20 protein-coding genes, 4 tRNA genes and 1 other annotated feature are annotated in these 22,164 nt (G+C 45.5%); of the genes, 14 read left to right on the forward strand and 10 right to left on the reverse strand.

What is annotated here, in order from left to right:
• Positions 1–7 precede the first annotated feature (7 nt).
• From AAA939_RS06475 to AAA939_RS06490, 4 genes are all read left to right on the forward strand, one after another.
• Positions 8–775 (forward strand): LytR/AlgR family response regulator transcription factor, encoded by a 768-nt coding sequence (locus tag AAA939_RS06475; RefSeq protein ID WP_057705817.1) that lies wholly within the window; start codon positions 8–10, stop codon positions 773–775.
• Positions 776–937: 162 nt separating this feature from the next.
• Entirely contained in the window at positions 938–1,282 is a 345-nt protein-coding gene (locus tag AAA939_RS06480; protein WP_338209222.1) for a hypothetical protein, read from the forward strand.
• Positions 1,283–1,447: 165 nt separating this feature from the next.
• A complete protein-coding gene (locus AAA939_RS06485) occupies positions 1,448–1,819 on the forward strand; it encodes a hypothetical protein (RefSeq protein ID WP_057705815.1) in 372 nt (123 codons plus the stop codon).
• A 606-nt stretch (positions 1,820–2,425) separates the two neighbouring features.
• A complete protein-coding gene (locus tag AAA939_RS06490; RefSeq protein WP_338209219.1) occupies positions 2,426–3,121 on the forward strand; it encodes a CPBP family intramembrane glutamic endopeptidase in 696 nt (231 codons plus the stop codon).
• A 43-nt stretch (positions 3,122–3,164) separates the two neighbouring features.
• Here AAA939_RS06490 and AAA939_RS06495 read toward each other — a convergent pair whose 3' ends face one another.
• Positions 3,165–3,641, reverse strand: coding sequence for a MarR family winged helix-turn-helix transcriptional regulator (locus AAA939_RS06495; RefSeq protein ID WP_338209217.1), 477 nt, complete (start codon positions 3,639–3,641; stop codon positions 3,165–3,167).
• 117 nt (positions 3,642–3,758) lie between these two features.
• The gene (locus AAA939_RS06500; RefSeq protein ID WP_338209215.1) at positions 3,759–4,271 is read right to left on the reverse strand and encodes a hypothetical protein; all 513 of its coding nucleotides are present in this window, start codon (positions 4,269–4,271) and stop codon (positions 3,759–3,761) included.
• 118 nt (positions 4,272–4,389) lie between these two features.
• Here AAA939_RS06500 and AAA939_RS06505 point away from each other — a divergent pair, with 118 nt between their 5' ends.
• The 3 genes from AAA939_RS06505 to AAA939_RS06515 all read left to right on the forward strand — a co-directional run bounded on the left by AAA939_RS06505 (position 4,390) and on the right by AAA939_RS06515 (position 7,910).
• Positions 4,390–4,677: a hypothetical protein gene (locus AAA939_RS06505; RefSeq protein ID WP_057705861.1), complete on the forward strand. Its 288-nt coding sequence runs from the start codon at positions 4,390–4,392 to the stop codon at positions 4,675–4,677.
• Positions 4,678–4,766: 89 nt separating this feature from the next.
• The gene (locus tag AAA939_RS06510) at positions 4,767–7,031 is read left to right on the forward strand and encodes an ATP-binding cassette domain-containing protein (protein ID WP_338209211.1); all 2,265 of its coding nucleotides are present in this window, start codon (positions 4,767–4,769) and stop codon (positions 7,029–7,031) included.
• A 141-nt stretch (positions 7,032–7,172) separates the two neighbouring features.
• Positions 7,173–7,910 (forward strand): hypothetical protein, encoded by a 738-nt coding sequence (locus AAA939_RS06515; RefSeq protein ID WP_338209209.1) that lies wholly within the window; start codon positions 7,173–7,175, stop codon positions 7,908–7,910.
• A gap of 488 nt (positions 7,911–8,398) precedes the next feature.
• Here AAA939_RS06515 and AAA939_RS06520 read toward each other — a convergent pair.
• The 4 genes from AAA939_RS06520 to AAA939_RS06535 form a co-directional block, all read right to left on the reverse strand.
• Positions 8,399–8,471 (reverse strand) — tRNA-His (locus AAA939_RS06520).
• Positions 8,472–8,774: 303 nt separating this feature from the next.
• Positions 8,775–8,858, reverse strand: a tRNA-Leu gene (locus AAA939_RS06525).
• A gap of 312 nt (positions 8,859–9,170) precedes the next feature.
• Complete coding sequence (locus AAA939_RS06530; RefSeq protein ID WP_338209368.1) at positions 9,171–9,590, reverse strand: hypothetical protein; 420 nt, start codon at positions 9,588–9,590, stop codon at positions 9,171–9,173.
• A 153-nt stretch (positions 9,591–9,743) separates the two neighbouring features.
• Positions 9,744–10,760 carry a hypothetical protein gene (locus AAA939_RS06535; protein WP_338209207.1) on the reverse strand — a complete coding sequence of 339 codons (1,017 nt, stop codon included), beginning with the start codon at positions 10,758–10,760 and terminating at the stop codon, positions 9,744–9,746.
• A 162-nt stretch (positions 10,761–10,922) separates the two neighbouring features.
• Here AAA939_RS06535 and AAA939_RS06540 point away from each other — a divergent pair, with 162 nt between their 5' ends.
• Positions 10,923–11,396 carry a GtrA family protein gene (locus tag AAA939_RS06540; RefSeq protein WP_338225928.1) on the forward strand — a complete coding sequence of 158 codons (474 nt, stop codon included), beginning with the start codon at positions 10,923–10,925 and terminating at the stop codon, positions 11,394–11,396.
• Positions 11,397–11,432: 36 nt separating this feature from the next.
• Here the strand turns inward: AAA939_RS06540 and AAA939_RS06545 are convergent, their stop codons facing one another.
• The 4 genes from AAA939_RS06545 to AAA939_RS06560 form a co-directional block, all read right to left on the reverse strand.
• Complete coding sequence (locus AAA939_RS06545) at positions 11,433–11,792, reverse strand: DUF1516 family protein (protein WP_338209204.1); 360 nt, start codon at positions 11,790–11,792, stop codon at positions 11,433–11,435.
• Positions 11,793–11,862: 70 nt separating this feature from the next.
• On the reverse strand, positions 11,863–13,719 hold the full coding sequence (locus AAA939_RS06550; RefSeq protein ID WP_338209202.1) for a bifunctional homocysteine S-methyltransferase/methylenetetrahydrofolate reductase: 1,857 nt from the start codon (positions 13,717–13,719) through the stop codon (positions 11,863–11,865).
• A gap of 14 nt (positions 13,720–13,733) precedes the next feature.
• Entirely contained in the window at positions 13,734–16,040 is a 2,307-nt protein-coding gene (metE, locus tag AAA939_RS06555; protein ID WP_338230640.1) for a 5-methyltetrahydropteroyltriglutamate--homocysteine S-methyltransferase, read from the reverse strand.
• A gap of 49 nt (positions 16,041–16,089) precedes the next feature.
• Positions 16,090–16,329, reverse strand: a binding site (T-box leader).
• Positions 16,330–16,618: 289 nt separating this feature from the next.
• On the reverse strand, positions 16,619–17,410 hold the full coding sequence (locus AAA939_RS06560) for a tyrosine-protein phosphatase (protein WP_338209199.1): 792 nt from the start codon (positions 17,408–17,410) through the stop codon (positions 16,619–16,621).
• Positions 17,411–17,693: 283 nt separating this feature from the next.
• Between AAA939_RS06560 and AAA939_RS06565 the strand changes: the two genes are divergently transcribed.
• The 6 genes from AAA939_RS06565 to argS all read left to right on the forward strand — a co-directional run bounded on the left by AAA939_RS06565 (position 17,694) and on the right by argS (position 22,131).
• Positions 17,694–19,085 (forward strand): MATE family efflux transporter, encoded by a 1,392-nt coding sequence (locus AAA939_RS06565; RefSeq protein ID WP_338209197.1) that lies wholly within the window; start codon positions 17,694–17,696, stop codon positions 19,083–19,085.
• A gap of 67 nt (positions 19,086–19,152) precedes the next feature.
• Positions 19,153–19,398 carry a DUF2187 domain-containing protein gene (locus tag AAA939_RS06570; protein WP_338209195.1) on the forward strand — a complete coding sequence of 82 codons (246 nt, stop codon included), beginning with the start codon at positions 19,153–19,155 and terminating at the stop codon, positions 19,396–19,398.
• 63 nt (positions 19,399–19,461) lie between these two features.
• Positions 19,462–19,532 (forward strand) — tRNA-Gly (locus tag AAA939_RS06575).
• Between the two features lie 44 nt (positions 19,533–19,576).
• Positions 19,577–19,651, forward strand: a tRNA-Asp gene (locus AAA939_RS06580).
• A 76-nt stretch (positions 19,652–19,727) separates the two neighbouring features.
• Positions 19,728–20,174, forward strand: coding sequence for a GNAT family N-acetyltransferase (locus AAA939_RS06585; protein WP_338209193.1), 447 nt, complete (start codon positions 19,728–19,730; stop codon positions 20,172–20,174).
• A gap of 268 nt (positions 20,175–20,442) precedes the next feature.
• A complete protein-coding gene (gene argS, locus AAA939_RS06590) occupies positions 20,443–22,131 on the forward strand; it encodes an arginine--tRNA ligase (RefSeq protein WP_338209191.1) in 1,689 nt (562 codons plus the stop codon).
• Positions 22,132–22,164 lie beyond the last annotated feature (33 nt).

Consider the following 22,164-nt stretch of genomic DNA (forward strand, 5'->3'; position numbering starts at 1 on the left):
ATGAAGCATGTTAAAAACTTTTATCGTTGAAGATGATCCGGAACAGTTAGCTACGTTAAAGCAGACCATTACGAATCATATTATGATTAATGATTTTGACATGGAGGTGACGCTCGCAACGGGCCGGGCGCAGCAGCTATTAGATTACTTAATGGCGCAGCCCGCGGTTGAAGGACTCTATTTCTTGGATATTGAGTATCCCGGCCAGACGTTAAACGGTTTAGAATTAGCGACGAAGATTCGTGAATTGGACGTTAACGCAAAAATCGTGTTCGTATCGACCCACTCGGAAATGGCCTTTTTGACGTTTGAACGGCGGATTGAACCCCTTGATTTTGTTGTTAAGGATTTGGGCCCTGACATGGTCAAGGCTAAGGTTGAAAAGGATATCCGCGTCGCTTATGAACGCTATACAAAGCAGGGTGCTATCAGTAAGGTTATGTTTTCTTACTCTAAGGGTGGCCAATTATTCAACTTGCCCCTGGACCAAGTATTATTTATCGAGACGGGTGCGAGCCGTAATAAGTTGGAATTGCATTTAATTGACCGACTGGTTCAATATAACGGCAAGATCAGTGATGAAACGGTCGCACATCCAGAATTATTTCGGGTGCATAAAAGTTTCCTAGTTAATCCGCAAATGCTTGTGCGGGTTGATAAGCAACATCAGCTCGGTTACTTTGAGAACGGGGAAACGGTCGACATTGCCATTCGTAAAATGCACGACCTGTTGCAGCTGATTAAGACGTCCGAATGGTCGATTGAATTGAGCTAATTGACTCTAATGTAACAAAATCGTTATTTTCAATAAAAACAAATTAACGTTGGTGCAGGCTATTTTAGGCTTTGCACCTTTTTTGTGGCGTCAACGCTTTCTTCGCTTATGATAAAGTCATTAAGATACCGGTTATGGGGACCGGTCTGGGGGGTGCGTTGATTGAAACAATTTTGGTCACTAACATTAATGGTGATTGCTGGCTGTGTCTTGATTTTTGGCTCGGAATATAGTTTACAAGGGGATTATCATCGGCATAGTCGTCACCAAGTTGCTGCCAAGATGGCTTATCATTCAAGCGCCGAAACGGCGACCATTCACGGTCGAACAAAGCACGGGGTCATTGTGACTTTTCACAGTGGCAAAAAAGTTCGGCAAGTTATTTCTAACAAGCAGGATGGTCGTTTCTTAGTTCGAATGTCCGTTAAAGGTCAGAAGCGAGTTGTGGTTCAAGTAGTAGGGTTAAAATCTAAGGTATTAAAAGTACCGGCAGCGTCAAAGAGTTAACGATCATTTATAAGTCCATGGGGACAAGGTCTAGACGGGGGTCTAGGCTTTTTTGTTTGGGCAGCGTTTTGCTAAAAAAAGATTAAGCTTGTGGTCAAGTAGTAGGCGGCTAGGCCTTTTTGGCGTAAGGTGAAAACGATAGATAAAGGAGAGTCATTTTATTTTATGGTAATTATTGGCGTTATTTTAGCCGTGGGGATCATTGGCACGTTCGTCTTGCGCATGGGTTTTCATTTTCGATTGTCGATGGGAACCTTGACGGAGACGGCGTTTGCCTGTTCCTTGCTAAATATCGGGGTGTTCTTGCTTTTTGTCCTGCTAGGCCAGCTAACGGGGCCAGCGTTCATTGCGGAACAGGCGTACCTACCACTTTACCGGGTATTTCAGGGTGGGTTGATTCCGCTAGTTGGAATTGGACTATCCATTGCGGGGATGGTGCGTGAGAAGGGACTCATGAACTGGTGGTTATTACAGTTTAACTTACTATTTTTGATTTTTGACGTTTTATTAGTGTGGTTTGGCAACATGGCGAGTTAGGTTAGCGGCAGCCGAGTGGGGTGCCGTTTTTTTTGTGGGAAAATTTCAGAATTCATTTCTCTAGCGAGTGTAAATTCTTGATGACTTATAGAAATGGCCTTACCACTGGAAGCAGTAAGACCATGTATTTAGACAGATAAGTTGTATATATTTATTTACTTATCTTAGAAGGAATGTTTTGTCTGAATACAAGTTTTAAATATGAAATAGTTGTTAAAAAATATTTTTGGTGCACTTTTGGTGCACTTTTAAACAAAAAAATGACTCTACCGCTATACAGCAGTAGGGCCAAAGAGTTAGGTTTAAGTACAATATGGGGGATTGTACTTGCTTGTCCATCCACTTTGGGGGAGTAAAATGAACAAGTGTATAACTATTAGGTACAAGTATATACTATTACATAATTGTGAAGAAAGTGTGAAGATTTCGTCTAAACCATAAAAATTTCTGTATTATTCTTTAACCATGGATTTTATTTTCTATTCTATTTACTTATTTTAAACGATTAATTTGTAAATTACAGGGGAATGCGCCTGAAAGTTAGACTTGCGAACACGTGTCTGAATCCCAGCCCTGCAGTAAAATAGGGCCGAGAGGTGAGAACGAATGAAAATAGTCGATCGCGGTCTGAGCTGGATTTGGCGGGTCCTTATCATGGTAGGCCTGATTCTGGGTGTCATTACCCCACCAATGTTACTTAGGTTAATTAACCAACTTAAAGGGGTTCAAAGCATGGTTGGCTGGCGGATTGCCATGACCGTTCTGTACTTTGCGGTCTTTTTTCTGGTCAGCTTTGCTGCGGCAAATGCGATGCGCCATTATACGGGGGTATATCAGTTAGCCAAACTGCAGGCCCGCGACTGGCGCTTGATTTTCAGTGGCTATTTACTCATTGTCATTCTCGAAAGTAGTTTTGAAATCATTAACCGGTTAATTTATCATCAGACGCAGACCCAGAATAATGTCGCAATTAAAAATTTAATGAGTGGTAGTTCGCTGGCCTTCTGGATGATGGGCCTCAGCGCAATCTTTTTAACCCCCTTGATGGAGGAGTACGTCTTTCGCGGTGCCTTGACGAATCTATTTTTCAAACGTGAGTGGCTGAAAGTTTTATTAAGTGGCTTGGTTTTTGGGAGCTTGCATAATAGTTCCACGTGGCCTAGTTTTTTAACGTACGTCATGATGGGACTGATTTTAGCAACGGTTTACCGATTATCGGGTAAAATCCAAGTTGCCATTATTTTGCACTTTGTCATTAACGCCGCGGCGATTGGCCTGATGATGTTACAACTGAAGACCTAAAAAAGCTCCTGGACAGTTGTCCAAGAGCCTTCAGCGTAATACTTTATAATTCATCACCAGTAAATTTAACGGTACTTGGATCGGCTTTTTTAATTCGATCCGCCGCAAAGTTAACGGTGTCGCGGGTCTCATTATAGGTCTTTTCATCCATGCCTAATAATTCCATGCACGTATTAACGTGGGCAAAAATTTCAGGCTTAGTATCGATGGCCTTTTGTGATAGTGAAATATTCACTTGCCGTTCGTCGTTTTCGTCACGTTTGCGTTCGACCCATCCCTGTGTCTGCATCCGTTTGAGTAGCGGGGTAAGGGTCCCACTGTCCAAGTTGACGTGGGAACCTAATTCCCGGACCGTCATTGGACTATTTTCCCATAAAGCTAGTAGCGTAATGTATTGGGGATAGGTAAGCTTAAATGGCGCTAAAGCCTCGGCGTAGAAGTGGTTAAACCGCTTGCTAGCGGTGTATAGGGCGAAACACAATTGTTCGTCCAATAAAATATTTTTTGTTGGCGTTGCCATTAAACTGACCTCCTTGAACTCTTTCTAGTACATTGTACGCAATTAATTAGCCAAATGCAATTAAATATCACATTTACTTATAACACTTAATGTAAATAATTATAAGAGAGAAGAAAATTAACTTGCGAGTGCAAGTGAGCTATTCGCAATACACTTTAAAAAGAGTTTGGCCATGGCTGTCTGGTTGATGGCAAGTGTGTGGTTATCCGTAAACGCATATAGTGGAACCTGATCAGGTAACGTTTTTGCCACGTGGTGTTCAACCGGAATGAGACAGTCAATGGTGACCTTGTCATGCTTGACCGAATCAGCCATTTTCGGGGCCGTTTTGATGGTCAAAGTTGCACGGACTTGGTAACTAGTACGGGGCGCATGCGCCACGTGATGAACCCGAACGCCGTGAAGCCGGGAACGTAACTGGAACCCGGAGCTGGCGGTCACTTGTAAACGTTGTTTCAATTCAAGCTCATAGTCTTGTTGATTGTCGATGTTTTTCAATCGAACCTTAAAGTGGCCGAATGGAATCTCGCGGTCCTGATGTTGGACCGCTAAGGCGTGTTGTTCAAACTTAGTCGTGAGGGTCACCGGTTCGAACGTATATTGTTGTAAAAGTTGTGTTGCTGTTTTCAAAATATCACTCCCTAAGCCCTAATTTAGTCTTTCTATTGAAAATGGTCAATTAATTTGCCAACGTTTGCGACCTAAGTGAATATCAAGTAAAATTAGAGTAAACAGGGGGTTGGTAACGATGTTTATGACAACCGGAGATCTACAGCGGGCCCACATGATTAAAGGGGTCGTTTCGGTAACGAAACACTTAATGTTTGAATCGGACGAAATTGATCAGTTTGAACGTTTAGATGATTTAATCGAACAAGTTAAACCAGCACTATTAAAAAAAGCGGAGGACAGTGGTGGCGACGGGTTAATTTACGTTAACTTCAATACGAATATTGCGCAAATGAGCGTTGCACCGCGGTTTCTAGTCGTGACCGGTTACGGCACGGTCGTTAAACTGGTAGATGAGTCTGTTTAGTTCAGTTTTAGCTTGAAATGACAAAGGGTTGAACTTCGGTTTCAGTCCTTTTTTTCGTGGTGCGTTCGTTCGCACGGGAAGGGGTTGCTATGGCAACAAAATTTACACATGGGTTTATCGATGTTCAAGAGGCGCAACAAAATAATTTGAAGTCCGTTAGTTTGCAGGTGCCGAAGTACGCGACAACGGTATTCGTTGGCCTATCTGGTTCTGGTAAATCGTCGCTAGTATTTGATACGATTGCCGCGGCGTCACGTCGAGAACTGAACGAAACGTTTCCAAGTTTTACGCAACAATATTTACCCAAGTACGGGCAACCCCATGTTAAAGCAATTGAACATTTACCCGTTGCCATTGTGATTGCTCAGCAACGGTTAGGGAAAAATGCGCGGTCGACCCTTGCGACTTATACGGGAATTTATTCCTTGCTCCGGTTGTTATTTTCACGCATTGGCCAGCCGTTTATCGGTTACTCCGATACGTTTTCATTCAACTTGCCCCAAGGAATGTGTCCCACCTGTCAAGGTCTCGGCTACGTTGACGATATTGATGAACATCAGTTAATTGACCCGGAGAAGTCACTGAATCAAGGGGCCATCACGTTTGTGAGTTTCTCGCCAGACACGTGGCGTTGGCGGCGGTACGCGACGAGCGGCTTATTCGACGATGACAAGCCCATTAAGGACTACACTGCAGCGGAGTACGAGTTATTGATGCACGCCCCCCAACAGAAGCTGGATCATCCGGGCGAAGGGTTCCCGCGCACGGCTTTGTACGAAGGGGTCGTTCCACGAATTCGGCGGTCGATCATTGGCAAGAAGGAAGCGCAGCATCATCGCGATGCCATCGCGGCAATCGTGACGCGTAAACCTTGTCCGGCTTGTCACGGCACCCGGTTAAAGCCGGAAGTATTGACGAATCAGATTAATGGGAAGAATATCGCTGAAGTGAGCGCGATGGACCTCAAACACTGTTTGGCCTTCTTAGCGGCCGTTAACGTGCCGTTAGCAGTTGACGTCGTGCGGGAATTAACCACTAAGATCCAGTCACTAGTGGATATTGGATTAGGCTATTTGACGCTTGATCGGGGAACCAGTTCGTTGTCCGGTGGGGAAGCGCAACGCATTAAGATTGCGAAGTACCTGACGAGTGCCTTGGTGGACATGGTCTACATTTTGGATGAACCGAGTGTGGGGCTCCACCCGCATGACATTCAGCTAATCAAACGGGCGCTGACTAAGCTAAAGGATAAAGGCAATACGATATTGATCGTGGAACATAACCCGGCAATGTTTGCGTTTGCGGATTACATTGTTGAAATGGGACCCCAGGCGGGCGCGGCTGGTGGTCAGGTGACTTTCACGGGGACTTATCCCGAGTTACTGAAATCAGACACTTTGACCGGAAACTGGTTACGACGGTCACATACTTGGCGATCAGAGCGTACCGCAACCGGTCAAATTAATTTAACCCACGTGCAAGAAAATAATTTGCGCGACGTGAGTGTTGACGTGCCGTTGGGAATCATGACGGTGATTTCCGGGGTAGCCGGTTCGGGGAAAAGCTCGTTAGTAACGGCGTTAAAACAGGAACTGCATACGGAGTATATTGACTTGGCACAGACACCGGTGGGAATCAATATCCGCTCAACCCCGGCGACGTATTTAGGAATCTTAGATAATGTGCGCCAGTTGTTTGGTAAAGCGAACGGCGTGGCGACAAGTTGGTTTAGCTATAACGGTAAGGGTGCTTGTCCCCGGTGCAAGGGGAAGGGTGTCACGATTACGAATATGGCGTTTATGGACCCCGTTGTGCAGACCTGTGAGTTGTGTCACGGCCGACGGTATAACGAGACGGCGTTGTCCTATTCGTATCACGGAAAAACCATCGCGGACGTTTTACAGCTGTCCGTAACGGCTGCAAAGGACTTCTTTAAGGAGACGCCTAAAGTCGCGACCCAGTTAAATGATTTGGACCGGGTCGGTCTAGGCTACTTGACCTTGGCGCAGCCGTTGACAACGTTGTCTGGCGGTGAGCTTCAGCGGTTGAAGTTGGCGGTCGAATTAGGGAAAAAGGGGACCGTTTATTTGTTGGATGAGCCGACTGCAGGGCTGCATTTGCAAGATACGGCCCGGTTATTGAAGTTATTCGATGAACTAGTTGCGGCGGGGAACTCGTTAATTATTATTGAGCATAATTTAGCGGTGATCAGTCAGGCGGACTGGTTGATTGACGTGGGCCCAGACGCTGGCCGGTATGGCGGTCAAATCATGTATAGTGGGACACCGCGTGCGTCGGTTGACGTTCCGACGTCGCGGACGGGGATGGCTTTAAAAGAATGGTTTGAAGAGTGAAAAAAGTTGACTGGCTAGGGCCAGTCATTTTAATAAAGAAAATTAACAAACTTAAGTGTTTGTGCTACTGTGAATGTTGAAGGGAAAATCACAATGTTTTAATTAAATGTGGATTGTTTTTTATAGAAAGAAAGCTTTAGCATGTTTGTAAAACGAGGAATCGCATTAGTTATGATTGGTGGTGCAATTGCATCTGGAACTATGACTGCTACTGCGGGTGCAGATACTATAGGTAAGAAAGTGTCTGAGCCAGTATTGGGGAAAAAGTATACTGTTCCAGAATATGCGAGCTGGTTGCGAGAATATAATCTTACAACGGCAAAGAAAAGTGGAATCTCTGATTCCGATGCTGATCAAGCTGTAAGCGATGCACATAGTGCTTATGTAAAGTTTGAATCGATGTCTAATGCTGAAAAACAAGATATTGTTAGTCAATTGGGAGCTGTAGCAGTAAAGGATGCAGCTGGTGATTATTTTAAATCTAGTTCTGATACGCCTCTGATTGTTCCTTATAGCTCTGCTTATGGTTACAGTAAATCAAAGAGACAGCGTTCGACTCAATACACTGCTATCACTGATTATACAGTGAATAAGACTTTTTGTGTAAAGGTTCGTGTGAAAGTAAACTACAAGACTAAGGGAAAAAAGGTTTTGCGGACTACGAGTTCTGATGATAGAGTGATTAAGGATCTAGATCCTCTTGTTAATTATAAGCATAACAAGACATGGCGGCATGTAACTAAGAATCATGCGTATACTCGAGCACGTTGGAAACGATATCTTTCTGGAGTTCATGCCCAAACGGGTGAAATGAACGCATCTGTGCATGGAAATTATATGGGGTATCGTAGTTCCTATCATTGGTGGTTTAACAAATAATGTAGATTAGTTTTATTGTGAACTTTCTCTTCTGAAGTAAAAAAGTAGCTAGGTACTTGATTTGTAATCGAGTACCTAGCTACTATATCTTCAAGTCGAATTTAGGATTTTAAAGTATACAAAATTAAAAGTAAGACATGAAAATCTACACATTCATGTCTTACTTTATAATGCCGGACTACAGTCCAATTATACGATACCTTATCACAAACAGACTACTCGACTTATGCTTTATAATCTTTAAGAACTAAATATAACCAGTAAAAAAACAAAATACCAGTAATGATTATTGGCAAAACAGCGTAGTGTCTCAAAGGCCCAAACACTACCACTTGCCAAACAAAAACTAGACTGATAACAAAGAAAATAAGCGTCAAATCTAAAACAATATATTTCAATTTTGGCATTTGACTGATATGCCTCTTTTACAATGAAATAGTTCCACTAAAACTGTTGTTCATTACAAAGCAATTGCTTTTAATACCAAGGGCGGTATGTGGGAATCGAACCCACGCGTGCCGGAGCCACAATCCGGTGCGTTAACCACTTCGCCAATACCGCCATCACGTTGACTTCTTATCAACATTGACTAGTATACACCTCTTTGGAAGCTTGCAAAGCCTGTTTCATGAAATTCTGAAACTTTTTTGCATAAATATAACCAAAAAGGTGGATGTGGAGACTAAAGTACGTGAAATAGTGTTGGTGTAACATTTTCTAAAAGAATAATTATTGAATAAAGTAATTCATTAGTACTGCAGTCCTTAATGTTTCGTCAGGAAACTATTAGAGCATTTTTAATAAAATAAAACCCCCGACAAGTCGGAGGTTCGTGTCGGTCTAAACCGACTATCTGTTAAAAATTGCCCCAGGCAGGATTCGAACCTGTACATTGTTGCCAATACAGCGACCTGAACGCTGCGCGTCTGCCAGTTCCGCCACTGGGGCATAAATATTTAACACCATTGTTAATTATAACTAAAAAGCAGAAAAAAAGAAACCTTTTTTGATGAATATCTAACGGTTAGTAATGGTTGCTTCAATTGATTTAGCTAAAGGGTGAAAGGTAAAAATGATTACTAATTAACCGATATAACAACGTTAGTAGTAATAAAATTGGCATGCTTCCCGCTTCCAGTCATCCATGATTGGCGCTCGATTCAAGCTAAAAAATGGTCCTGAACCTGACTTGAGAGTCAAAAATATCGCGCCCATTTCGTTAAGTGATAAACGAAGTGGGCGCGATATTTTGTTTGATGATTAGTCGATCTGTTTAGTGGTAATTTTACCGTCCAAGTAAACGAAGTAGTGGGCTAAAACTTGTCCCCGTTGGCCGTTAGCCGTTTTGGCGAAGGCGTTCACCTGGTAATAGTGGTGGCCGCTGCCATCGACGTTAACGTTTGGTACCGCAACAAAAAGTTGTGCTTTAGGGGCGTTCAGGACTTGATCGACCGCAGCGGCCGCTTTGTCAGCGCCAGTAATGTGGTCGTCGGTTGCTTGGTACTGGGTGCCAGCCCGTTTGGCCGCACTAGCATCCTCTGCCTTCGCTTGCTGGTCAGCCGCCGTTTTGCGGTTGTTAGCTGCGATGGTATTTTCCTGAGTCGTTGAGAGACTCGGTTGCGCCTGTGACGTGCATCCCGCTAATAACAAGAGCAAACCGCAAGCACTAATGGTAAGCATTTTTGACACGTCGCAGCCTCCTTATGACGGTTATTGTTGCGATAAACTTGGGTAGGGCGTTTGGCTAATGATCTGAACGTCGACGTATGCCATGACCCCGATACTAATTAATAAAAGCGTGACTAATAATAATTTTTTCATCGGTAATCGTCCTCATTGTTTCCAGTTGGGCACCCAGATAACCCGGTCAATTTGTTCAGGAATGACGCTGACCTTACTGCCCAGCTTAGATCCCGCTTCAACTGATACCGTATACGTGATTGGTGCGGCGTCCACTTGAACGACGGATCCCCGCTGGCCATCAATGGTATCCACGAGGCTATACAGTGGAATCTGATCGTTGTTGATTTCCATTTCGTATAAGGTGAATTGCAAGAAGTAGGATTTTTTCCCAGTCTTGATTCTCAGTGGGGTATCGATGGATCCGTAATCTTGTAAATCCCGGTGCTTAGCGTTGGGATCGTTTAAGTATTGCATTTCGTCAACCGCATCGATTGCCATTTTCCATTCGCCACCCGTTAAATGGGTCTTGGAAGACAACGTCATGACGGAATTAGCGTAAATATCAATGACGTTAAAGGCTTCGTTGACTTGTTTCTTAGGTAGGTAACCAATGGTGTAGCCGTGATCAGCAACTTTTAATTCAACGCGCACGGACCGTTGGGGACCATCGACTTCTTCAACGAGTTGAATCTCACCAATGTTCGCATTGGCGTCAACTTTATACTTCTTATCATATAAGTAGTCGGCTTTAAGCCCGGATTCATTGTAGTCGTCGTACATTTTGAAATAACCGCGCTTGCTGGCATCGGCTAAAGCAGCTTCGAATTCTTTTTGGTAATAGTCCAGCCCAATGACGTAGGAACGGAAAATTGCCCGTGAATTAGCGGTGATCCGCCGTGTATGTGGGACTTCGATTGGATGAGGCACCGATTGGCGAAGGCGTTCACGAAAACCGTTGTTTTGGGTTTGCAGTTTCGTTAACCGCCGTTCCTGTTCTTGGTTTGCCAAACTTTGTTGAACTAACCGGGTTCGAATGGATTTCAGTAAGGTGGCCTGTTTTTGTGCATCTTGTTTGACGCGGTGCCCGTGAACCAGTGCGATGATCAAGATCATCAGCAGTAGTAGGCAGGCCAAACCGAGCCCAAAGATTAAAGGTAAAGTTGACATTTGAATTCACTCCAAAAAGAATTGCAGATTAGTTTAAGTATAATTGACGTTCATAACGAACACCAATTTTTGGGTGCGTGCTTGTCAGCACGACACCAAATGCGTTATGATATTGCTATTGTTTTAATAACTGGGACTATAATACTTTAGAAACGGCGGCGAATGACAGTGCAGTGGTTAACAAAAGTCTACCGGCGATATCAGTATTTCTGGAAATACGCAATCTTTGGTTTTATGGCCGCACTCGTAAACGTGTTGGCCTTTTGGATTTTACATTCTATTTTATTCGAACACTACTTGTTTTCAAACACAATTGCTTGGATTCTGGCCACTTTATTCAGTTTCTTTACCAATAAAGCGGTCGTCTTCCACTCTAAATCGACTGACTTTTGGCACTGGTGCCGCGAGTTCATCGGGTTTATGCTGACACGGGGCTTATCGTACCTCTTTGATACCCTGATTATGTTCGTAGGGATCTCATTATTGTTCTGGGGACCATTACTGGTCAAAATCATTGATCAAGTCCTCGTGGGGCTGTTTAACTACGGAACCTCACGCCTGATCTTTATGGAGCATAACCAAAAGATGCGCATGCGTCGCAATTTAATGAAACGTTTGAGTAATCGCAATTCGTAATCGGAAGCACCTAGAATTTAAATTCTAGGTGCTTTTTTAGATCCAATTACCAGTTAGATTCCAGTGCAGAAGGGCGCCGCAAATCACCGTCACCAAAATACCGAGGCTGAGCAACGCCAGTAGGTGACCCGTGAGATGACTCTCTTGTTTGCGGGCAAAGGCGACTTCAATCAAACCGATTGTTCCAATACCCAAAACGGCCTTGATCAACGTCAGCCACCAGTTACCGGTGAACGTTTTAGTGGCCAAATAAACGCCCGTTACAATAAGAAGTAAATAACCAAGCCGACTTAAAATTAAGTAGCGGTTAGCTGATTTGACCGCTTTGCGGCTGAGTCCGAGGGCCACCATTACGGTTAGCCATAACCAGCCAATAATATGAATTATGAGAAACATTCAAAACGCCTCCAAGTTCGCAGTTCATGTCTAATTTTAGCATGAAAGTGGACTTTAGAGGCGTTTTGTTTTAATGGGTTGTGGTTAGATTTTTTTGTTGTACGTAGTTCACGAGTTCGATGGCCGTTTTAAAGCGATTAAATGGGATGACGATGTGAACACCGTTAAAGACTTCACAAACCCCATCGATTAATTCTTTAGCAATTTGTAAACCGACTTCCCGTTCGTTGCCGTCTAATTCCGCTTGTGCCATCCGGTCGCGAACGGCTTTCGGTAGCCGGATGCCGTGAACTTCGTGGTGCAGAAATTCGGCGTTACGTTTGGACACGAGCGGCATGATGCCAACAAATACTGGGACGTGGATATCACTTGCTTTAAGGGCGTCAGCCATGGCATAGACGTTAGTGAGGTCGAATACTGGCTGGGTAATAATGTAGTCGCACCCGTACGCCAATTTGCGTTCAATAGACTTAACGGAAACGTCGGTGCGATAAGCGTTCGGGTTGAAAGCCCCGGCCACGCGGAAGTCGCTTGCTTGTTTGAGGGACTTCCCGGTTGGGCCAATACCGCTGTTGAACTGTTTGATGAGCTTGATCAGTTCAACGGAACGGACATCACTGACTGAAGTGGCCCCAGGGAAATCGCCTAACTTTGCGGGATCGCCGGTCACTGCGAGGACGTCGTTGATTCCAAGACTGTGTAAGCCCATGATTTCAGACTGCAGGCCAATCAAGTTATGGTCGCGGGTCGTCAGGTGAACGACCGGGGTGATACCGTAGTTTAGTTTTAACTGCGCGGCAATCGTGACGTTTGCAATTCGTACTTCGGCGAGGGAGTTATCGGATAGGGTAATCCCGTCGACACCGGCAGCCTTTAGGCGTTGCGCCCCTTTGAAAAATTTAGTCGTATCGAAGTTTCGGGGCGGGTCCATTTCCACCAAGACGGTTTTAGCCGTCGCAACCTTTGCTAAAAACGGGTGTTGGCCCTTAGTTGGGGCTAATGGCGTCGCTGACGGCTGATGGGTCGGCGTTTTGTGGTGAATGATCGTGCGACTAGTCAATCCGCGAACGGTCGCCGCGGTGTGCAACGGCGTCGTCCCGCAGCAGCCCCCAATAATATTGAGCCCTAACCGTCTGAACCGCTCCGCGTATTCTTCAAAGTAACTGGGTTCGCCGTCATAAACGACCGCGCCGTCTTGGTCGGTCCCCGGTAGCCCGGAGTTAGGGTAGACAGCGAGTTGGACGTTTTCGGGAATGGCCAGGTGTTCAAACGATTGGGCCAGGTAGTACGGTCCTAGCCGACAATTGGTCCCGACGACAGCGGCGCCCGCCTTAGCGAGTTGCCGAATGGCCGCAGCAAAGGTCGTCCCATCCCGCAAGACGCCCGGTGCCAGCATTGAAACGTTAGTGATGACCGGTAAATTGGTTTTAGCCTTGACGAGTTTGAGGGCCGCCAGCAGTTCGGGTAAGGCGTAGTAAGTTTCGAGTAAGATGCCGTCCAACTGATTGGTTGCTAGGAGCGCGTCGAGTTGTTCCGTTAAACTAGCAGCGATAGCGGCGGGGGTTGCCCGTTGGATCTCTTGGTCGGTATCACCGGCTAGTCCGCCAATCGTGCCTAAAATGTAGACCGGGTGATCCGCGTGCTGCCTGGCAGAACTAGCGATTTGGACCGCCGCTTGGTTAATGGCGGTCACTTGGTCTTGTAAGTCGTAGCGGGCTAATTTCAACCGGTTAGCGGCGTAGGTGTTCGTCTGAATAATATCGGCACCCGCACTAATATAAGCTTGATGGACACGCAAAATCGTGTCGGGATGCGTTAAGTTCAGATTTTCGAAGGCCGAGGAGATACCGTAGTTACCATATAAGAGGGTCCCCATGGCACCGTCCGCGACCAGGACACGCTGCTTGAGTGCTTGTCTTAAATCCATAGAAAATCACCCCTTTACTTGGCGGGCGTGTTCAGTTGAGACTGAATGGCATCACGGGCGGCGACCATGTTGGCCAATGCGGCACGGGTTTCAGGTTCTTGCCGCGTCTTTAAACCACAGTCCGGGTTGATCCAAAATTGGTGAACATCGATGACGCGTAAGGCTCGTTGGATATTGGCCTTGATTTCATCGACACTTGGGACGCGGGGACTGTGAATGTCGTAGACTCCTAGACCAATTTCTTTGTCGTAGCCGGTCGTTTCAAAGGCGCTGATGATCTCACCGTGTGAACGGGAGGTCTCAATCGAAATGACGTCGGCGTCTAAGGCTTTGATGGTCCCAATAATGTCAGCGAAGTTCGAGTAGCACATGTGGGTATGAATCTGGGTGTCATTTTGGACGCCAGTCGTTGTGATCTTAAAAGAGTAGATGGCTTCGTCTAAATAGGCTTGCCAGTGACGGGCCTTCAAGGGGAGCCCTTCACGGAGCGCGGGTTCGTCGACCTGAATAATCTTAATGCCCGCTTTTTCCAAATTACCCACTTCTTGGCGTAAAGCCAGCGCAATTTGGTTTTGAACTTGGGCCTTAGGGATGTCGTCACGCACGAAGCTCCAGTTGATGATGGTTAATGGGGCAGTTAACATCCCTTTGACTGGCTTAGTGGTTAAACTTTGCGCGTAAACCGAAGCGGCGACCGTGATTGGTTGCGTATAGGCAACGTCACCAAAGATAATTGGTGGCCGAACCCCGCGGGAGCCGTATGATTGAACCCAGCCATTTTGGGTGGCATAAAATCCGGTCAGCTTTTGACCAAAGTATTCGACCATGTCAGTGCGTTCAAACTCACCGTGTACGAGTACGTCTAAGCCGAGCTGTTCTTGAATTTCAATCCAGCGTTTCGTTTCGGCGTGTAAAAAGGCCTGGTAGTCTTCGTCGGATAAGTTGCCCTTGCGCCATGCCGCGCGCTTAGACCGGACTTCACTGCTTTGTGGGAAACTCCCAATCGTCGTTGTCGGTAGTAACGGTAAGTTCAGCCGGTCGTGTTGTAACTGAATTCGAGTGGCAAACGGTGCCTGACGTTCAAACGTTTGATCAGCAAGGTGTGCTTCCGCCTCACGAACGGCTTGGTTATTACGGTGACTGGATTGATTGAGGGCATCCAGGTTGGCACGGTTGCGGTCAAAAGCAGCTTGGACGCTGGCAGTTCCCTTGTTAGCAGCTTCAGTCAGCGTACTGAGTTCAGCCAATTTTTGGTCCGCAAAGGCTAAGCCTCCAAGCAAAACGGAATCAGCTTTAGTTTCATTTGCGGTCGTGATTGGCACGTGTAGCAAGGAGTTGGCTGGTTGTAACCACAGGTGGTCGCTAGGCACAACTGCTAATAGTTGTTGAATGAGGGCCAGTTTAGCTGACAAATCGGACGCCCAGACGTTGTGACCGTCAATGATACCAGCCGCGAGAACCTTGTCGGCCGGGAAGCCACGTTGTAAAAGATGGGTTAAGTTTTCACCGTGGTCGTGGACGAGGTCTAACCCAATGGCTTGGACTGGCAACGTGACGATCTGATCATATAAATCTAAGCTGTCAAAATAAGTTTGTAATTCGATGTTCAACGTTGGTGCCGCTGCGTGTAGCTGGGTTAAAGCATCTTGATAAGGCTTGAGTTCAGCTGGCTGCGTCGTTTTGACGAGGGTCGGTTCGTCTAGTTGAATCCATTGGACGCCAGCTGCGGCTAATTCTTGAAAGACTTGCACGTAGAGTGGGAGCAGTTGGGGGAGCAGTTCGGCGACTGTCGCGTCGTCTAAGTATTGGCCATTACGTTTGCCAAGTTTCAAGAATGAGACGGGCCCTAGGATAACGGGTTTACCAGTAATGCCGAGCTCGTCTTTGGCTTCTTGATAGTAGCGAAGCCACCGGTTATCTAATAATCGAAAGTGAACGTCGTCAAATTCAGGCACGATGTAGTGGTAGTTGATATTGAACCACTTTGTCATTTCGGAAGCTACCGCATCCTTTGTGCCGCGGGCAAGCGCGTAATAATCATGTAAATCGAGTCGCCGGTCAAAGTGACCATAGCGGGCGGGGATGACGCCAAAAGACGCAATTGTATCAAGCACGTGGTCATAATCGGAGTTGTCGGCGACTGGAATGAGATCAATACCTAATGCTTGTTGCTTTTTAAGATTAGCCAACCGGAGTTGTTTGGCCTGAGCGTGGAACGTGGCAGTATCCAACTGTCCCTTCCAAAAGTGTTCCAATAAATGTTTCCATTCGCGATGTTCGCCCAAGCGGGGGTACCCTAAATTACTACTAATAACAGTCATAATGACCACTCCTTTAATTTAGTGAGAATAAAAAACGGCAACTTCGTCTCAAAAGGACGAAGTTGCCGTTCGCGGTACCACCTTAGTTTATCAATACCTCACGATATTGATCTTATCCCGTACGTTTTCATACGGTAGCTGGGTAACAGGAGCTGGCTGTCATCACCTAGCAAATGCTCGGCGGTGCCGTTTAGAGGCCATTTTCATCAAGTGCTCGCCGACCTGGTTTCCACTATTCCAGGCTCACTGAACGGGATTGCAAGACTACTTTCCTCATCGATACGTTCTATAATTATGCTTGATTAGAAAATACCACCATAATCTCATTTGGTCAAATAAAAATTTAATCGTTTACTCATCTTTTTGGATTGATATTATTTTGTTTATAACACGCTATGAGGTGCTCTAGGTGTCATTTGGAGCTTAAGTAAAGAAGAATAAGCGATGAATATAAATTTTTTATTTTTTAATTTATCTTTTCTAATTAATGATTGAAAGAGAAAATTTAGACTTGAAAGTTTTAGTGTAAACACTCAGGCACGCAACCCTACCTGACGAAGCGGTAAGAGAATGGTCATTTAACGATTGGTTAGGTACATTTGCTGGAGTTGGTGCTGCTTGGCCGGGGTGAGACCTAGGCGTCGGAGAAAATTAGTCGTCGACCCGTATTGATGATTGATTTCTTGATAGGCGGCGTTGAGGTCCGCGGCCGTGACGTGTTTAAACGATTGGTTAGGTTTTGCCGGATCTTTGAAGGCGAGTCGGGAGCCCCGAGCGAGATTGACGTTTGAGTACAGGTAGTTTTTCAGGATGGTCTTTTTTGAAACGCCTAAAGCGGATAAGATCAGCATAGTCGCAATTCCCGTGCGGTCTTTTCCATAAGTGCAGTGGTACAGCAAAGCCCCACTGCGATTAGTCAGGAGTTGGTGAAACAGGGCCGTGTACCCGCGGCGTGCAACGGGGGTGGCAACGAGGTCACGGTAATATTGAAGCGTGTTGCTCGTTACTTGACCGTTAGTGACCACGCTGTCTTGGTCATAGGTCACGTTTGCGAGTTCCACATCCGGTGCCGTTTGAATTTCGTTACGAGCACGCAAGTCGGTGACCACTTTAACTTGATAGCGGTTGGTCAAAATTTTAGTGTCCGCTTTCGTGAGGTGCGCCAACTGATTACTGCGAATCAAGCGGTGGGCCTTTATTTTACGGCCGGTGGTTGTCGTAATTCCGCCCAAGTCTTGGACGTTACTGCCACCTTGGAGACTAATATGTTGACCATACGTGGTACTGATTGGAGCAGCTTGTGCCGTACAGCCCGTTAGTAAGCCAGTCGCTAGGAGGACCAGCGTTAATCGTTGTAAAAATTGTCGCATAATATCACACCCCTGAATGATTTGGCCTTAGTATAGTAGCTTTTATTAGTCGTAACGTGGTGGGGGACTTCCTTTGTGCGGTAGGCTAATTTATTACAATTGCTGAGGGCTAATTCATTAAAATGCGGATAAATGGTCAAAAAAATAAGTACTTTAATATTTTCGAGTAAATCACTAGTATTCCCCATCTAAAGTTGATATACTAGCAAAGTTTGCTTAGCAGTTCGTAGATGTTGAAAACGGTTGCTTGGCTACCATCTTAATATATGAAAGGGGTGCGAAAATGAACGATTTAACAAAAGGGAAACCGTTAAAACTAATTTTTTGGTTTACGATTCCGTTACTAATCGGAAACATTTTTCAGCAATTTTACAGTTTATCAGACACACTGATCGTGGGACAGACGCTAGGCGTTAAAGCCTTAGCTGCCGTTGGGTCAACTGGTAGTGTCCAGTTCTTAATTATCGGGTTCGCTCAAGGACTCACGGCCGGGCTTTCAATACTCACGGCCCAGTACTTTGGTGCCAAGGATTATAAGGGCGTTCGGCGTAGTTTTGCCATCAGTATTGTGGTCAGTCTGATTGTTGGGATTATCTTAACGATTTTGTCCATGTTCTTTGTGGATCATATCCTAGTCCTGATGCAGACACCACCGGATATCATGAACGATGCACGGACCTTTTTACAAATCATGTTAGGCGGGATGCTAGCCCCGATTGCGTTTAACTTGTTATCAAACATTATTCGTGCCCTGGGAGATAGTCGGACACCGTTGTGGTTTTTAATTATTAGTTCGTTAATTAACATTGGATTGGAACTCCTATTCATTTTAGGTTTCCATTGGGGCATTGCGGGTGCCGGTTGGGCGACCATCTTGGCACAGTTGATTGCAACGGTGATGTGTTTGGTTTACATCATTGTGAAAGTGCCGATTTTACACATTGGCCGGCGTCATTTCAAATTGGTTTGGTCAGAAGTTAAGGCCCACTTGAACGTCGGGTTACCGATGGCGTTTCAAATGTCGATCATTGCGATTGGCACGATCGTCCTACAAGCGGCACTGAACAGTCTTGGGACCAATTCAGTGGCCGCAACCACGGCTGCTCAAAAAATCGACCAAGTGGCGACCCAACCACTAATGTCGTTTGGTGTGACGATGGCGACCTTTGCCGCCCAAAACTTTGGTGCTCACAAGTATGAGCGGATTATCAAAGGGGTCAAACAGACGATGTGGCTGTCGGGAAGTTTTAGTGTTGCCGCTGGGTTGATCGAAATTATTTGGGGCAAACAGTTAGTCGGCTTATTCGTTGGTCATCAAGACATGGCCGTTTTAAACTTGTCACAGACGTACTTCAACATTATTGGAAGTACTTATATTTTCCTCTCAATGCTCTTCATTATGCGGAATACGCTCCAAGGGTTGGGACGCAGTGCGATTCCAACCTTAGCCGGAGCGGCAGAACTGTTCATGCGGGTCTTTGCGGCCTTAATTTTAGTTCGCCTTTTGGCTTATCCCGGCGCTTGTATGTCGGAACCATTGGCGTGGATCGGGTCGTGTGCAGTGTTACTACCAGCGTACGTAAAAGCCGTTCGCGAACTGCGTCAACGGTCTAAAGACGAACAATTGAGCAGTGAAGAAGCTGAATCGACGTTAGAAAATGCCGTGAAAGAGTAATTTAGGCTTGCATGCGCGGAACTTTTTTGATAATATTTGTTATCAATTTTAATTAAGGAGTTAACACATGGCTGTAGAATTAAAAAATGGCGATTACGTCCAAGGTAAGAAATTTGCTTCACTGGAACACGACTTCAAAGGTGAAATCGAAAAAGTGTATGAAAATTCAGTCTTGATTTTAATCAAGGAATTTGATAAAGCCGATGAACCAGTTGTGAATGAATATAATCACCGTGCGGTTGTTCGCAAGGGTGATGCGAAACTCATTAAGGCCGCACCTCAGCCAGAAAAAGTTCCAGAACCAGAAGCATAAAAAATTTATAAATAACCATGACAACAGAAAAAATGTATGCTATACTAACTTCTGTTGTCGAATGCGGGTGTAGTTTAGTGGTAAAATTCAAGCTTCCCAAGCTTGCGTCGCGAGTCCGATTCTCGTCACCCGCTTTAGTTTCAATACGGAGCAGTCTCGCACAGCTCCCGTAACCCATGGTCCGTTGGTCTAGTTGGTTTAGGACGCCTGCCTGTCACGCAGGAGATCACGAGTTCGAGTCTCGTACGGACCGTCATTAAGGCATTCAGTTGAATGTCTTTTTTTGTGGCCTGAAACGATTATTCAATAATGATTTAGGAAGTGCTAATATGGAATTTCAGGCAATTCAATTCGATGCGTTGACACCCCGGCAATTGCATGCCATTTACCAGTTGCGAGTCGCCGTTTTTGTGGTCGAACAGCAGTGTCCGTACCAAGAAGTGGATGAGTTGGATCTAACGGCCGTGCACTTACTTGGTACCGATGAACAGGGAAAACTTTGTGCGTACGCGCGATTAATGCAGGAACCAGATCAGCAGGCCCGTTTTGGGCGGGTGATCGTTAGTCAGGCGGCTCGCGGCGGTGGCCACGGACAGGCATTGGTTCAACAGGCGATTCAACAGATTCAGACGTCGTGGCCAGCTACCACGCAGATCAACATTGCAGCCCAACACTATTTAGACCAGTTTTACCGCTCATTTGGTTTTCAGCCAGTGTCACCGGTCTACTTAGAAGATGGGATTGCACACCAGAATATGGTTTTAGCGTTACGCTAGTCAAAGTTAGTAAAGTCTGTTATACTAACGCTTGGTTAAATTTACACGTCTAACGAGAAAGAATAGTAGGACCAAGTACTGGTTTAGCAAGTTCGGGTTGATGGAAGCCGAACCCAGTCCCGTTCGAAGCGCGCTTTTGAAGACGACAATTCGATAATAAAAGTGGATGTAATATCAATTAGAGTGGTACCGCGGGAACGTCTCGTCTCTTACATATTTAACGATGTGTAGGGGACTTTTTTTGTTCCCAATACCTGAGGAGGAAAACATGGATTACAAACAACTCGTGGCGGATGCATTAGCACCAGCCTTACCAGATTTATCAAAGGACGACATTTTAAGCAAAATTGAACAACCTAAGACGTCGAAACAAGGGGACTTGGCTTTCCCAACGTTTACGTTAGCTAAAATCATGCACAAAGCGCCACAGATGATTGCTGGCGACGTGGTTGAAAAGATTGACCAAAGTCAGTTTGAAAAGGTCGTTGCCATGGGACCATACGTCAACTTTTTCTTGAAAAAGGATGCTTTTTCAGCGGACATCTTAAACCAAGTCTTGACGCAAGAAGGTCATTTTGGTGACGGAACTTTGGGTGCCAAGGGCCAAGTGCCAATCGACATGTCATCACCAAATATCGCTAAACCCATCTCAATGGGTCATTTACGGTCAACCGTTATTGGGAACTCGTTAGCAAACATTTTAAGCAAACTGGATTACCAACCTGTTAAGATCAACCATTTAGGGGATTGGGGAACGCAATTCGGTAAGCTGATCACCGCCTACAAGATGTGGGGGAGCGAAGAAGAAGTTAAAGCTGACCCAATCAACAACTTGTTGAAATATTACGTGCGTTTCCATAAAGAAGACGTGGACCATCCTGAAATGGACGACGAAGCCCGTGAATGGTTCAAAAAGTTGGAAAATGGGGATGAAGAAGCCACCCATTTATGGTCATGGTTCCGTTCTGAATCATTAAAAGCTTTCAAGAAAATTTACAAACGGTTGGACATTGATTTTGATTCCTTCAAGGGTGAAGCTTTCTACAACGATAAGATGGCTGAAGTTGTCGATATCTTGGAAGACAAAAACTTGCTCCATGAGAGCCAGGGTGCGGAAGTTGTCGATTTAAGCAAGTACGACTTAAACCCAGCTTTAATCAAAAAATCTGACGGCGCAACGCTTTACATTACCCGGGACTTGGCCGCTGCCATCTACCGGAAGCGGACTTACGACTTTGTTCAATCACTCTACGTCGTAGGGAACGAACAAACCAATCACTTTAAGCAATTAAAGGCTGTTTTAACTGAAATGGGCTTTGATTGGGCTAACCAGATTCACCATATTCCATTTGGCTTGATTACTTCTGGTGGTAAGAAGTTGTCAACGCGGAGTGGTCGTGTAATCTTGTTAGACAAGGTCTTAGACGACGCGGTCAGCTTGGCCCATCAACAAATCGAAGCTAAGAACCCAGACTTGAATAACAAGGACGCCGTAGCCGATGCCGTTGGGATTGGCGCCGTGGTCTTCCATGACTTGAAGAACGAACGGATGAACAGCTTTGATTTCAACTTGGAAGAAGTTGTTCGTTTTGAAGGTGAAACTGGTCCTTACGTTCAATACGCACACGCCCGCGCTGAAAGCATCTTACGTAAAGCCGGTAGCCCAGAACTTGCAGCTGACGGCCAGGCCCTGAGTGATCCCGCTGCTTGGGATACCTTGAAGTTATTGAGTGAATTCCCAGCAACGGTGGTTCGCGCTAGTGCCGAATATGAACCATCCGTCGTTGCTAAGTATGCGATTCATTTAGCCAAGGCCTTCAACAAGTATTACGGAAATACCAAGGTCTTAGTTGAAGATGATGAATTAAATGCACGTTTGGCCCTCGTTAAGAGTGTCAGCATCGTCTTGAAAGAATCACTTCGTTTATTAGGTGTTAAAGCACCAGACGAAATGTAAATCTGTGACATTTAAAATGACGTTATCTGACTA

The organism is Lactiplantibacillus paraxiangfangensis (assembly GCF_036246185.1).
In the GTDB taxonomy this organism is placed as follows: domain Bacteria; phylum Bacillota; class Bacilli; order Lactobacillales; family Lactobacillaceae; genus Lactiplantibacillus; species Lactiplantibacillus paraxiangfangensis.